Annotated in this window: 13 protein-coding genes and 3 tRNA genes; 10 read left to right on the forward strand and 6 right to left on the reverse strand. The window is 42.6% G+C overall.

The genetic code is table 11. From position 1 onward, the window contains the following. Positions 1-108 precede the first annotated feature (108 nt). Positions 109-732, reverse strand: a complete 624-nt coding sequence (locus tag A6J60_RS11090; RefSeq protein ID WP_096066047.1) for a DUF2238 domain-containing protein — start codon at positions 730-732, stop codon at positions 109-111. A 246-nt stretch (positions 733-978) separates the two neighbouring features. Between A6J60_RS11090 and A6J60_RS11095 the strand changes: the two genes are divergently transcribed. Continuing rightward, positions 979-1,308, forward strand: a complete 330-nt coding sequence (locus tag A6J60_RS11095) for a hypothetical protein (protein WP_096066048.1) — start codon at positions 979-981, stop codon at positions 1,306-1,308. Between the two features lie 96 nt (positions 1,309-1,404). After that, complete coding sequence (locus A6J60_RS11100; protein ID WP_096066049.1) at positions 1,405-1,791, forward strand: DUF5376 family protein; 387 nt, start codon at positions 1,405-1,407, stop codon at positions 1,789-1,791. Between the two features lie 113 nt (positions 1,792-1,904). On the opposite strand, the gene A6J60_RS11105 is transcribed toward A6J60_RS11100, so the two are convergent. After that, a tRNA-Leu gene (locus A6J60_RS11105) sits at positions 1,905-1,991 on the reverse strand. Between the two features lie 126 nt (positions 1,992-2,117). Next, a tRNA-Cys gene (locus tag A6J60_RS11110) sits at positions 2,118-2,191 on the reverse strand. Between the two features lie 236 nt (positions 2,192-2,427). On the opposite strand from A6J60_RS11110, the gene folD reads away from it, so the two are divergent. Further along, complete coding sequence (gene folD / locus A6J60_RS11115; protein ID WP_096066050.1) at positions 2,428-3,291, forward strand: bifunctional methylenetetrahydrofolate dehydrogenase/methenyltetrahydrofolate cyclohydrolase FolD; 864 nt, start codon at positions 2,428-2,430, stop codon at positions 3,289-3,291. A gap of 199 nt (positions 3,292-3,490) precedes the next feature. Beyond that, positions 3,491-3,979 (forward strand): phosphate-starvation-inducible protein PsiE, encoded by a 489-nt coding sequence (locus A6J60_RS11120; RefSeq protein ID WP_227526136.1) that lies wholly within the window; start codon positions 3,491-3,493, stop codon positions 3,977-3,979. A gap of 78 nt (positions 3,980-4,057) precedes the next feature. Here the strand turns inward: A6J60_RS11120 and corA are convergent, their stop codons facing one another. Both corA and A6J60_RS11130 read right to left on the reverse strand, forming a co-directional pair. Next, positions 4,058-5,116, reverse strand: a complete 1,059-nt coding sequence (gene corA, locus A6J60_RS11125; RefSeq protein WP_096066570.1) for a magnesium/cobalt transporter CorA — start codon at positions 5,114-5,116, stop codon at positions 4,058-4,060. A 528-nt stretch (positions 5,117-5,644) separates the two neighbouring features. Further along, the gene (locus A6J60_RS11130) at positions 5,645-6,031 is read right to left on the reverse strand and encodes a DUF2237 family protein (RefSeq protein ID WP_096066051.1); all 387 of its coding nucleotides are present in this window, start codon (positions 6,029-6,031) and stop codon (positions 5,645-5,647) included. A 700-nt stretch (positions 6,032-6,731) separates the two neighbouring features. On the opposite strand from A6J60_RS11130, the gene A6J60_RS11135 reads away from it, so the two are divergent. The 5 genes from A6J60_RS11135 to A6J60_RS11155 all read left to right on the forward strand — a co-directional run bounded on the left by A6J60_RS11135 (position 6,732) and on the right by A6J60_RS11155 (position 11,895). Further along, complete coding sequence (locus A6J60_RS11135; protein WP_096066052.1) at positions 6,732-8,027, forward strand: ATP phosphoribosyltransferase regulatory subunit; 1,296 nt, start codon at positions 6,732-6,734, stop codon at positions 8,025-8,027. Between the two features lie 104 nt (positions 8,028-8,131). Continuing rightward, positions 8,132-9,421, forward strand: a complete 1,290-nt coding sequence (locus A6J60_RS11140; RefSeq protein WP_096066053.1) for an adenylosuccinate synthase — start codon at positions 8,132-8,134, stop codon at positions 9,419-9,421. 252 nt (positions 9,422-9,673) lie between these two features. Beyond that, positions 9,674-10,162: a MaoC family dehydratase gene (locus A6J60_RS11145; RefSeq protein ID WP_096066054.1), complete on the forward strand. Its 489-nt coding sequence runs from the start codon at positions 9,674-9,676 to the stop codon at positions 10,160-10,162. A 138-nt stretch (positions 10,163-10,300) separates the two neighbouring features. Then, complete coding sequence (locus tag A6J60_RS11150; protein WP_096066055.1) at positions 10,301-11,374, forward strand: ribonuclease Z; 1,074 nt, start codon at positions 10,301-10,303, stop codon at positions 11,372-11,374. Between the two features lie 2 nt (positions 11,375-11,376). Then, positions 11,377-11,895: a GNAT family N-acetyltransferase gene (locus A6J60_RS11155; protein ID WP_096066056.1), complete on the forward strand. Its 519-nt coding sequence runs from the start codon at positions 11,377-11,379 to the stop codon at positions 11,893-11,895. A 26-nt stretch (positions 11,896-11,921) separates the two neighbouring features. Here A6J60_RS11155 and A6J60_RS11160 read toward each other — a convergent pair whose 3' ends face one another. Next, positions 11,922-12,866 carry an ATP-binding protein gene (locus tag A6J60_RS11160; RefSeq protein WP_096066057.1) on the reverse strand — a complete coding sequence of 315 codons (945 nt, stop codon included), beginning with the start codon at positions 12,864-12,866 and terminating at the stop codon, positions 11,922-11,924. 304 nt (positions 12,867-13,170) lie between these two features. On the opposite strand from A6J60_RS11160, the gene A6J60_RS11165 reads away from it, so the two are divergent. Further along, positions 13,171-13,255, forward strand: a tRNA-Leu gene (locus A6J60_RS11165). Positions 13,256-13,348 lie beyond the last annotated feature (93 nt).

Here is a 13,348-nt window from a genome sequence, read left to right on the forward strand (position 1 = left end):
TTATCAGCCTTAGCAAAGGGTAAGGCCTAATTTAGGCTGCTATGATTACTGTTTCTTTAAAATACTCTAAGTTAAAATGCTAGTATCACAGCAGCTAAAGCACTTAATCTAAGCTTTAATCACTTTTCGAATACTAGCATCCTGCCACTTTCTAAATAAGACAACAAAAACAGTCGCCCCAATCAACGCCATAAACATATCAGACTGAGTATCCCAAACATAACCCTGCGTGCCCAAAAACGCCTCAGCATCTTCACCAACTGCAATCGCCACCCACCACTCAATCATCTCATAAAACGCACTAAATGCCAGACAAAATGAGATGACAAAGGTCGTACGCCAGCGTTCATTTTTTACCACATTAAAGCGTATCAAAAGCTCTCTGGCGATACAGGCAGGCACAAAGCCTTGGACAAAATGACCCACTTTATCATAATGATTGCGCCCCCAGCCAAACCATTCCGCCAACGTATCGAACAAAGGCACTTCGGCATAAGTATAATGACCGCCGACCATCAGCACGATGCAATGCAATAATATCAAGGTGTAGGTCAGCCCTGATAGCGGGAATTTGCGGTAGCTCATTGCCAAGATAATCAAGGCCATAATGGCTGGGGCAACCTCCAAAAACCACGTAAAATAACTTTTGGGTGCGATACCTGACCAAGTTAATACTGCAAAAAATACAGTCAGCCATAGATAGGCTCGGGTAGGAAGGTTGGCTTGACTCATAGGGTGTTTGCCTGTCTGTGCTGATAGTCAGATGTTGTGATGACTCAATTATATAGGATAGCTTAGATGAAACCGCATGTTTTTAACAGCTTGCTACTATTATTGATAGCAATCACTGTGCCAAAGCTGATTTATCCAAAAGCGAGTGTTGATACGGTATATCTACAACTGGAAAGCTAAAATAAGTTGGACAAGTAGAGAGGGCTCACATGTTAGTGTTTCTTTAGATGGGAAGGTCAAACATAAGTGATAATATTATTTTTAAAAACATATTGTATATGCGAAGATAAAAAAGTTGCTGAAAAAATTGCAAAGCAAATGCAACGTCGAATTAATAAATTTGGTAAAGCTTCTTTATTTAAAATTGCTAACTATTGGAAGATAAGTAATTATTATGAGATTTCTTTTGAGATTGACAGTAATCTGAAGATTGATGCTGTATCTAAATTAATAGCCAATAAATGGGAGCGACATGGAAGTTTCTATATTTGTAATTATGAAAAAGAATACTGTTTATTATCTGATAAAGTACGTTGGGCTTCTTTAGAATATATAGAGCCGGCTGTGTCAGGATAGTTATTAGCCAGGATTCTTTACGCTGAATAAAAAAAACGTCAGGCTGAAAAAGTGGTGTGTAATGAATGAGCTTATGATGAGTAGGAGTTAATCAATATGAACTTTAAGTTTTGTTATTTCAAGTTCCCTGACTCTGAAGATTTAAACCCTACTGTCTGTCCTAGCACAACAGAAAGTGATGAAGAGAGTTTAATCTCATCGTACCTGATAGATAGTGGAGGGGTGTCGATAAAATCGCATATTGATTATTTGACAGAGTGTTTAAGGTGTTTAAAAGACATCTCAATATATAACGCAGATATCAGCAGTAACTCCTACGGGGTTGAGATAGATGGTGATAATGTAAAAATATATTTTTTATACAGTAAGAATGAGGAAGCCATAGTAGATCGCTTCAAATTAGGAAAGCTACTATATGCATGGATATTATTCTTAAAAAGAGAACCAAAGCAATGGTATGAAGAGATTGCCAATATAGACTAGCAAGCGTAGGCTGGGCTGTCAGCCCAACATAATTAAGCTTAATAAAACCCACACAAAGAAAAAAGGCTTCCAATTGCTTGGAAGCCTTTTTCTGTTTTCATCGTGCTATATAATGGTACCCGGAGCCGGACTTGAACCGGCACGATCTTGCGATCGAGGGATTTTAAATCCCTTGTGTCTACCAATTTCACCACCCGGGCAAAACTTTTTAATCTTTTATAACTAAGTTCTTGGTAGTGAACTCGTTAAGTGCGCGTATATTAGCATAAAAATAATATTCGTCAACACTTTTTTTCTTTAACTTATTAAAAGTTTAAAAAAAAATTTGGAGGCTGAGGTCGGAATCGAACCGGCGTCCACGGATTTGCAATCCGCTGCATAACCACTCTGCCACCCAGCCATTTGAGGTGACTTATAATACCAAAAAAAAATTAAAATACAAGCCATATTAGCAATATATTTCAAATTAATCGGCCAAACTAGTAAAAATTGAGCAAAAGTCGCATTTTGATGGTAAGCGACTCGGATTATTGGTGCATCATGGGTTACAATATAGCCGTTATAATGGATTTGATTATCCTGTTGTTGATTATCCCGTTTTAATCCTTTCAGATTTTAGACATGATGGAGCCAGATATGACTGATGCCACCGCAACACGCCTTGATGGTAAAGCACTTGCGAAACAAATTGAGACAGACTTAAGCCAGCGCGTTGCTGCCCTTATCGAAAAAACAGGTCGTACCCCTATATTGGCGACCATTTTGGTTGGTGATGATCCGGCATCAGCGACTTACGTACGCATGAAAGGCAATGCCTGTAAGCGTGTGGGTATGGAGTCTATCAAGGTTGAAATGCCAGCCAGTACCACCACTGAGGAGCTGTTGGCCAAGATTGATGAGCTTAATAATAATCCAGATGTACACGGTATCTTGCTACAGCATCCAGTACCTGAGCAGATCGATGAGCGTGCTTGCTTTGACGCTATTGATTTAGCGAAAGATGTGGACGGCGTGACCTCACTGGGCTTTGGTCGTATGAGTATGGGTGAGCCAGCTTATGGTTCATGTACCCCTCAAGGTATTATGTATCTACTTGAGCATTATGGTATTGAATTTTCAGGTAAAAATGCAGTGGTCGTCGGCCGTAGTGCTATCCTAGGTAAGCCAATGGCACAAATGCTATTAAATGCCAACTGCACTGTGACTACTTGCCACTCTCGCACTGAAAACCTTGCTGAACACGTTGGCCGTGCTGACATTATCGTCGGTGCTGTGGGCGTGCCTGAGTTGATCAAAAAAGACTGGATTAAACCAGGTGCTGTAGTAGTCGATGCCGGCTTCCATCCGACTGATAATGGTGGTGTCGGTGATATCGAGTTGACGGGTATTGAGTCGATTGCATCCGCTTACACCCCTGTACCAGGCGGAGTGGGTCCAATGACAATTAATACCTTAATTCGCCAAACTGTAGAAGCAGCGGAAAAAGCAGCTGGTTTATAGTTTATAGAGGTTTGCTTTAGACAGTCCGCTTTTGTTGTTGACCGCTAATTAGGAATGTTCACTCACTGCTATTGGCTAATTGCTGACTTAGCGGTCGTTAAAAAATAAAGAAAACTCAACCACTTAACTGGTTATATAGTGTTTATTCTTAAATTAAGAGCAGCATGTCTTTAAGTTAACAAAACAAGTAAAGGTGTTTATGCAGCCTAAAAGCGACTGGGATAGTAAGATTCAAGCACTGGGCGAGCTATTGGTTGATGTCAGCCATTATATTGCGCTGTTGGTGATTGGATTTGTAGTGATATGGGCCGCTGGCAGTGAGTTTATCGGTATTATTCAAAACGGTAAAGCAGCATTAAAAGACATTTTGATGCTGTTTATTTATCTTGAGCTGTTGGCAATGATTGGTATCTATTTTAAAACCCATCGCTTGCCGGTACAGTTCTTAATTTATATTGCGATTACCGCCTTGTCCCGACATTTGGTTGTGGATGTGCAGGCGGTATCCGATACCTTCCATCTGTGGCTACTGATTACCATTACGGTGTCTATCTTTATTCTAAGTTTGGCAGTGTTTTTATTGACCTGGACCGCCAGCTTGTATGGTCGCCCTGATGATAATCTGCCATCAGTAGATCACGCTAAACCAAAGTCTGATCCTAAAACACCAGAAAAGCTAACTGAGTAGTATAACTATTTGGTTCAAACAATATCTGGTCCAATCAATATCTTGTCCAAACAGGCGTTGCAACCAAGCGCTATAGCTTTATAGCCAACCTGATTTTTTAAACTGATAATACAATATCAAACAGGTGACGAAGATGGTGCCTAGAATCACAAAATAGGCATACTCATAATGAAGCTCTGGCATGAAGTCAAAGTTCATGCCATATATCCCCGCCACCGCAGTCGGCACCGCTAAGATACCCGCCCAAGCAGCCAGCTTACGTACTACCTCGTTTTGCCCCATATTCACCACTGCTAAGTAAGTGTCCATCGCGACGCTGAGCATTTCGTTGAGTCCATTGACCGCATCTAAAGCGCGTAGTAGGTGATCGTTGACGTCACGGAAGTAGGGCTTGGCGGCATTGGGGAAGGTAGACACTAAGTCGTCTTTTTTGTGATTAATAAAGAAGTTACAGATGTCTTGTACCGGTAACATTACTGCACGCATGTGAACCAGTTGCGATTTTAGCTTGTATAGGCTTTTTAAGGTGTCTTTACTAAAGGTATAAGAGAAGATATTACGCTCTTGTTCGCGCAGATACTCACCTAAGCTGTCGGTAATCGGCAAGTAGCTGTCGACCACATAGTCAAGCACCGCATGCAGCACAAATACTGGCCCCATCGCCATCTTTTCAGGGCGGCGGTGACAGTAAGCTCGCACTGGCGCATAAGAGTTTGAAGCACCAGTGCGGATGGTAATGATGTAGTTATTGCCCATAAACATCGAAGTGGCACCATAATGAATATGGTTATTGGCCAAAAAGGCAGTTCTGACCACCACGAAAATGGAGTTATTGCCATAGTTTTCGATTTTGGCGCGCTGATTTTCATTAAACGCGTCTTCTAATGCTAGCTCATGGATATCAAACGCGCGTTGCACAGTTTGTACCGTCTCGATACTGGGGTCATACAGGCCGAGCCAAATAAAGTTACTTTTATTGGTCAAGGTGCGACTGACTTCATCTAAGCCAATTTTTTCAACAAACTCACCGGTTTTACGCGAGTAAACGCAGCAGTTAATAACCTCATTAATCCCTGAGTGTTCAAAGTCTTCGATACGTTCTGCATCTGGATCATAGACGGCCATGGTTGAAGACATAATCTCTTTGGCAGCCTCAGGGTCTAGTAGTTGTGTATAGTCGTTATAAATATCACCGGTCATCACGGGTTGCTGCTCTGGCTTGGGCTTGCGTTTTAATCTGTCTGCTATTATCCGCTTTTTTTTGGGTTTTATGGTTGCAGAATGATGACTGTTGGCAGCACTGCTTTCGGCTGAGGACTGCTGGACTGAGGATTGTTGAACTGAGCCTTTCGCAGAGGTTTGTTGGGCTTGATTGTTATCAGCCACATTGCGGCTGCGGCTAGCCAAGTCGTTATCGGTCAAGTGAGTGTCGACTGAGTCGTTCGTTGAATTATTACGAGCTAAATCATTATTGGCTGGGTCATTATTTGGATTGGTCATGATATTTTCGCAGTTAAATGAGACTCAGTTGTCAGTGGTGAAATGACAGACGTCACTGTTTAAACAAAACATTAACTATTTAGTTAAATAAAGCAGTCAGTTATATAGAGCAAGCCGTTAAATATAGGCGTCTGAATAAAAGCCGAACGAATAGACACTACTAAGTTACAGCGAATAGCGCTTTAGTGTCTCTATATCTACCAGCTCAAGCAAACTCTCATGGCAAGCTTCAAGCTTAATATTAGGTGCTACGCCATGATCTAAAGCATCTAACCAACGTAGGGCACAAACACACCAGTAATCACCTGCCTTTAAACCCGGAAAGCCGAATTCTGGCATCGGTGTGACTAAATCATTGCCGGTTTTGACTGAAAAGTTTAAAAACTCACTGGTCATCTTTGCACAAACGGTATGCAATCCAACATCTTGTGGCCCAGTATGACAAAAACCGTTACGATAAAAGCCGGTGATAGGGTCAAAGCAGCAGCTGGCAAGGGCAGTACCTAGGACGTTTCTTTGATTTAATTGTGGATCGGGATGTGGTGATGACATAAAGCGCAATCTCTTATATAGCGGTGAACTTACAGTGAACGCATTTAAACGATTTGCGACACGTTTAAGCATATTGTTTCTGTCTAAAATGGTAACATATCTTGTTCAATAAGACTCAGCTCGTATTGCTCTGTTACATACAATTGCTCTATGGCATAGACCACTATATAGCCTATGTATTATAGATAGGCGTGCAATAACGATTATAGAAGGGCGGTTAATATCCTAGTCTCTTATTACTTTAGTTACTCATTAGCTTTAGTCACTCGTTAGCATTGATCCCCCATAAGCATAATTTCGATGAACGCATTGGGCAGATGACACTTTAATAAAATGTTATCATTTTTAATAAAATTAGACTGTTTCTCTAGTCGAAAGTGACCAGCTATGCTAGACTAAAAAGGTTGTGCTTGTTTTATAACGTTGTCAGATAAAAGTGCGATAATAAAGCAATCTATCTTAAACTTAATGATGCCGCTGACCGATTGATGCTAATGATAGCTTGGAGTCAATGGTCTAAAATGTTGGCCAAACTGTCATAGATAGCTGTTATTGATGACGGTTATTATTGATTGTCATTAAAGTTTAAACCATTCAACGTCCCGATTACTTATACTTTAACTAACACACTTTAACTAACGATTTGGTCATGACGCATAAATTTGTATAATGAAGTGTCACTCCCAAACAAGGATTACTTGTGTCTGAAAGTTCTATCTCCTCAAGCAAAAGTCAAATTCAATCGTCCAATAAATTAGCGCATGTCTCTGATACAGATAACATTTGGTTGCTACCTGATGGGGTTAGCGATTTATTGTCTGATGAGGCGCAAAAGCAAGAGTGGTTGCGTTATAAGTTGACCCGCTTATTAATTAGCCGTGGTTATGAGCTGATTTGTCCGCCGATGATTGAGTTTACCGAGTCATTGTTAGGTAATGCCTCAGAAGATTTGAAACGTCAAACTTTTAAAATTATTGATCAGTTGTCTGGACGATTAATGGGGGTGCGCGCCGATATTACGCCGCAAATCCTACGTATTGATGCCCACTTAAATAAAATGGGTAAAGCCAATGAAATCGCCCGTTACTGCTATGCCGGTCACGTGATTCGTACCTTGCCAAATGGCTTGTTCGGCTCACGCACACCGTTACAGTTGGGTGCTGAAATCTTCGGTAGTGATAGTTTAGATGCTGATATCGAGCTAATTGATGTACTTTATGCTTTGATTGATAACTTGAACTTGAAAGATCATTTGCACATAGACATCGGCCACGTCGCTATCTTTGCACGCCTAAAAGAGCTGGCAGGATTATCAGACAGTGATGCCGACGTATTAATGAATTTATACGCCAATAAAGCGCTGCCAGAGCTACAGCATATCTGTGCTGATCTACCGATGGGCAGTGACTTTTATCAATTGGCTGTGCATGGTCATGACATGGCGGCGCTAAAGCAAGCTTTATCAGATACTGCTACCCAAGATGACGCTATTATTAAAGCGGTGAAAGAAGTTCAGACCATGGTTGCTCACATTAAACAAACATATCAGAGCAATGTCAGTGTTGATATTACTGAGCTTGGCTACCATTATCATACCGGTATTGTGTTTAATGCCTACTTTGATAATGAATCGCAAGCGGTGGTGCGTGGCGGACGCTTTAATGGCGAAAGCTTTAGTGCCGCAGCGCAGCAACAGACAGCGATCGCAGAAGAGTTGCCATCACGCAGTGCCACAGGCTTTAGCTTAGAAGTAACGCGTTTGCAGCGCTATATTAGCTTAAATGAAGCTAAGCTGGTGCTGGTACGCTTTGCCGATATGCAAGGGGTGCGTGCTGATGACAATACGCAATTAGCAAAAGACTTGGATAACAAAATCGCAGAATTACGTGATTTAGGTCACAAAGTGGTGCGTCCATTAAGCGAGCACGATGTGCCCAATAATGTGACCCATCAATTGGTTCTAGAAGATGGTGAGTGGGTTTTAACCGCGGTTTAACAGGCAGCGTAACGCCGAATTAAACAGCAAAAAGCCTAAAAAGATGCGCCACTAATGACGCAGTTTAATTTTTACAGTTCAATACAAGTGGTTAAGGATTTGTTATGGGAAAGAATGTCGTAGTACTAGGTAGCCAATGGGGCGACGAAGGTAAAGGCAAGATTGTTGACTTGCTAACCGAGAAGGCGTCTGCTGTTGCACGTTTCCAAGGTGGTCATAACGCTGGCCATACCTTAGTGGTTGATGGCAAAAAAACCGTTCTACATTTAATTCCATCCGGTATTTTGCGTGATGATGTGACCTGCTTTATCGGTAACGGTGTGGTGCTATCACCTGAAGCCTTGTTGATCGAAATGAAAGAGCTGGAAGACAACAATGTGCCAGTACGTGAGCGTCTAAGAATCTCACCAAACTGCCCATTAATTCTGCCATATCACATTGCGCTAGATCAGGCGCGTGAAGCCAAACGTGGTAGTGGTAAAATTGGTACCACTGGCCGTGGTATTGGTCCTGCATATGAGGACAAAGTGGCACGCCGTGCGATTAAACTGGCCGACCTTTTCCGTGATGATTTAGAAGAAAAGCTACGCAACTTAATCGAATACCACAACTTCCAGTTAACCCAGTATTACAAAGTAGATGCCATCGACTTTGATGAGACTTATGCGCTGTGCCAACAGTGGCGTGATGAGCTAAAAGATTTGGTTTGTGACGTGACCGAAGAGCTAAACCAGTTCCGTTTGGCAGGCAAAAACCTAATGTTTGAAGGTGCGCAAGGTACCTTACTTGACATCGACCATGGTACTTATCCGTTCGTAACTAGCTCAAGCGTTACCGCTGGTGGTGTATCAACCGGTACCGGTATTGGCCCACTTTACTTAGACTACGTATTAGGTATCACCAAAGCTTATACGACCCGTGTTGGTAGTGGCCCATTCCCAACAGAATTGTTCGATGACGTAGGCGCGCACTTGGCCAAAGTCGGTCATGAATTTGGTGCGACAACTGGTCGTGCCCGCCGTTGTGGTTGGTTCGATGCCGAAGCATTGCGCCGTGCCGTGGTATTAAACTCACTATCAGGTATCTGCTTAACCAAGCTTGACGTACTAGATGGCCTAGACGAAATTCGTATTGGTGTGGGCTATGACATCCCTGAGTCTGAGTTTGCTGCTGCCCATGATGGCGAGTTCTACGAAACGGTTACGCCTAAGTACGAAACATTACCAGGCTGGAAAGGCTCAACTGTTGGTATCACTAAATACGACGATCTACCAGAAGAAGCCAAGGCTTATATCAAGCGTATTGAGCAACTAATCGATTGCCCAGTAGATATCATTTCTACTGGTCCAGATCGTGATGAGACCATCGTATTACGCGATCCGTATGATGCCTAATCATATAGACTAATAGCGATATAACCGTCTTAACTGATTCGTTTAGCCGCCTAAATCGCTGTAACGGTCGTATGAATGGCTACTTACGATAAGTGGCTTGATAAAAGACCCTGTGTTATCTTAAACGCGGGGTCTTTTTTATAATTATTTAGTTAAGAGTTAACTGTTTAAAATCCATCTCCGACTTTTGATTTTAAAAAAAGAAAGCAGATAAAAATTTTCATGATCAACTATAACTAGGAGAGAATCATAATGGTGCAGCAATTGTATCTTGAAGATATCAACGTAGGGGACAGTTGGGTCAGCCGTGAAGAAACTATTAGCGAAGCGGAAATCAAAGCTTTTGCTAAAGATTATGACCCACAGCCGTATCACCTAGATAATGAGCGCGCCAAAGATACTTTCTTCGGCACTTTAGTTGCCAGTGGTTGGCATACTGCCGGGGTAACCATGCGTTTGATGGTGGAGAGCATTCCAATTGCAACCGGTCTGATTGGCGCCGGAGCGCAAATGAGCTGGCCGATGCCGACCTATCCAGGTGATGTGCTGCATATCAAAGCAGAGGTGGTTGAGATTAAAGCGTCAAAGTCTAAGCCAGATCAGGGTATGGTTGTGGTACAAATTGACACCTATAATCAAGACAATAACATTGTGCAGCATTTTACTTGCACCATGCTGGCGTTTAAACGCAGTGCTGGTATTGTGCCGTTAAATAATGAGCGACTGTTAGGGACTCAATAACTGGCTTCTTTAAGCTTATAGCTGACTAATTAACTAACTCACTAACTCACTAACTCACTAACTAACTAACTAACTAACTAACTAACCCTGACTCACATTGTAACCCGTACTTATATTGATAGGATAATCACTCAAGCTATGCTGCAATTGACCTTCTTGGGCACCTCAGCCGGTATTCCCACCAAGCACCGCAATGTCACGGCGTTGGCGGTTGAATGTATCAATCCCTTTGCTTCTAAGCGTAGTCAGCAAAGCGGCAGCAAAAAGCCTTGGGTATTAATCGATTGTGGCGAAGCAACCCAGCATCAGCTGTTACATACCAAGCTGAGCGGTCAGCAGTTGGCAGCAGTTTGTATTACCCACGTGCATGGCGATCATTGCTATGGTCTACCGGGGCTGTTAGCCAGTTTGGCTATGGCAGGACGCACTGAGCCTTTGACTATCATTGCTCCGAAAGCTATTGAGCAGTTTATGAGTGCGATACAGCAGACCACTGAGCTGTATTTACCCTATGCGATAACCTATATCGCTACTGAAAACTTAGTTGCTGAAAGCGGTCAATCTAATCAGCCTGTGTTATTCGATTTATCAGCCACGCATCAGCTTCAAATTGAGGTAACTAAGTTATCGCATCGTGTTGATTCTTATGCCTATAGCTTGACCCAAAGCGTCGAAACCATTGCGCTAGATAAAGATAAATTACTGGCCTCTGGTATCGAGCCGAGTCCAATTTGGGGGCAGCTGCAAGCGGGCGAAGATGTGATTACTGAAGAAGGGCAGCGACTGGCTTCGGTTGATTTTACACTGCGCAAACAGCAGCAGCTTAAGATAGTCGTCGCCGGTGACAATGACAGTCCAAATCTATTACGACAAGCGGTACAGGGCGCAAGCTTGCTGGTTCATGAAGCCACTTATACTCAAGCGGTGGCGGATAAAATTGCTATGCGTGTTGATGGCTTTGACCCGATGCACACTACTGCAAAAAGTGTGGCACAGTTTGCGCAAGCGGTTAATTTGCCACATTTAATAGTGACTCACTTTAGCGCCCGTTATCAGCCGTACGATGACCCAGACAGTAAGGTTTCCAATATGGCCGATATACGCCAAGAGGTTGAGAAGTTTTATCAGGGCAATGTATGGCTAGCACGTGATTTTGCACAGTTTGAAGTCAGCGCAGATGGTGTTAAGTCTAATGCGAAGGATAAGGTTTAGAGATGACATTGACCATTCGCAATGCAACTCATGCAGATATTCCTAAACTGATAGACATCTTTGAACAATCCATTTTGGCAATTGACGACTTGATATACTCTAAGGCGCAAAAAAGAGCATGGATGACAGTAGAAACAGGACTGGCTACACCCGAGGACTTTTGGAAGCATCGTTTTGCCCGCACTCAGCCATCGGTTGCTGAAAGCGCAGCAGGGGAAGTCGTAGGGTTTATTGAATATTTGCTGTATAAAAATCAGAGCAGTGAAAATGATCCTCAGTGCGCCTATATCGATGGGCTATTTGTACACCCAAATTATCAGCGTCAAGGTGTTGCCCAAGCGTTATATGATAAGACAGTATTCAACCCCTACGGTATGAGTATCAATACTGTCTGGGTGCACGCCTCAAAGCTTGCGTATCCTTTCTTTTTAAAACAAGGATTTGAGGTTGTTGAGCAGCAACAGGTTGAGCGCCATAATGTGACATTATCGCGCTATCTAATGCGCAAGTTCATTAAGTAGGTTAAATTTATGGAGTAAGTGTTAGCTTAGCTGTCTTGATTTAACAGCTTCTGACCAACCCAGTGTCTTGCAAACTGATACGCCACACGCCCTGAGCGCCCGCCACGAGAAGAGGCCCACATCAGCGCTTGTCCGCGTACCGCCTCGTCATATTCTAGGTTTTGTGCCTGTAAATAATGCGCCACAATATTCAAATAAGTCTCTTGATTCATTGGATAGAACGACAACCACAGCCCAAAGCGATCCGATAAAGACACGGTTTCATCAATGGTCTCATACGGATTGACCTCATCGGTTTGGCCGTCATAGATATTGACATTATCCTTCATCAGCTGCGGTAGCAAATGGCGTCGATTACTGGTCGCATATACCAGTAGCTTATCTTGCTCAGAGTCCAGCGCTCCATCGAGTACGCTTTTTAGGGTACGATAATTCTCATCTTGGCCATTAAATGCCAAATCATCACAATATACGATATAACGACAGCCGGCATCTTCGGGTAGCGCACTGATGGCTTGACGAATCTTATCTAGCATCTGCAAATCATCGCGTGCGACTTCAATCATACGCAGGCCATCGGCTTTGAATTCGTTTAACAGTGCTCGAATCAGCGATGATTTACCGGCACCACGGGTACCTGTCATTAGTACATGGTTGGCCGGATAGCCGGCTAAAAACTGACGCGTGTTTTGGCTAATTTTTGCCTTTTGCGTATCCACTCCGATTAAGTCATCTAAGCTAAGCAGTGAGCTAACTTCAATCGGTTCTAGTCGACCTTGACGGCCACCGACCCAGCGGTAGGCGACTTGCTTAGGGTCTAGTTCAATGGTGGGTGTCACCTGCTGTCTTAAATAATCTCGCAATAATCCTGCCAGCTCATTATCCAAGTTTAAGCTATTGACTGTTGTGCTGTTGTTTTGATTTTCGTTTTGGCTCTCGTTTTGATTCTTGTTTTGGTTGATATTTGACATTGGTATCGCACCCACATATTTAAGTTAAAAACCTATACAGCAAAAATAGTGCCAGTAACCCTGACCGAAAGCAAGCGTTATCACAGCAGTTCATACTAAACTAAGACTTTAAAATAGGGGTGTAAACAATAAAATATCACTTTATAAAACGGGCTATGTTTTAAGTTAATCAAGTCATCGGTAATTTTTTTTCAAAAAAATGCTTGCCAACTGAAATTAAATCTATATAATAGTCAGCCACTGAGACACACTAACCCAGTGTGTAGATTCGTTATAACAAGCGAAACTACAGAGATAGTAAAATGGGGATGTGGCGGAATTGGTAGACGCACCAGATTTAGGTTCTGGCGCCGAGAGGTGTGAGAGTTCGAGTCTCTCCATCCCCACCATTTTTAGCGGTTAGTACTCTCACAGCATATATTAAATCCCGCTTTTGGCGGGTTTTTTATTGCCTAAAATTTTAAATAGATTGCTTGTATAAA

Source organism: Psychrobacter sp. FDAARGOS_221, assembly GCF_002313155.2.
GTDB lineage: Bacteria > Pseudomonadota > Gammaproteobacteria > Pseudomonadales > Moraxellaceae > Psychrobacter.

Excerpts from the sequence above, each read along its gene's own strand:
- A6J60_RS11090 (WP_096066047.1), bottom strand. The coding sequence starts at position 732 with ATGAGTCAAGCCAACCTTCCTACCCGAGCCTATCTATGGCTGACTGTA.
- A6J60_RS11100 (WP_096066049.1), top strand. The coding sequence starts at position 1,405 with ATGAACTTTAAGTTTTGTTATTTCAAGTTCCCTGACTCTGAAGATTTA.
- folD (WP_096066050.1), top strand. The coding sequence starts at position 2,428 with ATGACTGATGCCACCGCAACACGCCTTGATGGTAAAGCACTTGCGAAA.
- A6J60_RS11120 (WP_227526136.1), top strand. The coding sequence starts at position 3,491 with ATGCAGCCTAAAAGCGACTGGGATAGTAAGATTCAAGCACTGGGCGAG.
- corA (WP_096066570.1), bottom strand. The coding sequence starts at position 5,116 with ATGTCTTCAACCATGGCCGTCTATGATCCAGATGCAGAACGTATCGAA.
- A6J60_RS11130 (WP_096066051.1), bottom strand. The coding sequence starts at position 6,031 with ATGTCATCACCACATCCCGATCCACAATTAAATCAAAGAAACGTCCTA.
- A6J60_RS11140 (WP_096066053.1), top strand. The coding sequence starts at position 8,132 with ATGGGAAAGAATGTCGTAGTACTAGGTAGCCAATGGGGCGACGAAGGT.
- A6J60_RS11145 (WP_096066054.1), top strand. The coding sequence starts at position 9,674 with ATGGTGCAGCAATTGTATCTTGAAGATATCAACGTAGGGGACAGTTGG.
- A6J60_RS11150 (WP_096066055.1), top strand. The coding sequence starts at position 10,301 with ATGCTGCAATTGACCTTCTTGGGCACCTCAGCCGGTATTCCCACCAAG.
- A6J60_RS11155 (WP_096066056.1), top strand. The coding sequence starts at position 11,377 with ATGACATTGACCATTCGCAATGCAACTCATGCAGATATTCCTAAACTG.
- A6J60_RS11160 (WP_096066057.1), bottom strand. The coding sequence starts at position 12,866 with ATGTCAAATATCAACCAAAACAAGAATCAAAACGAGAGCCAAAACGAA.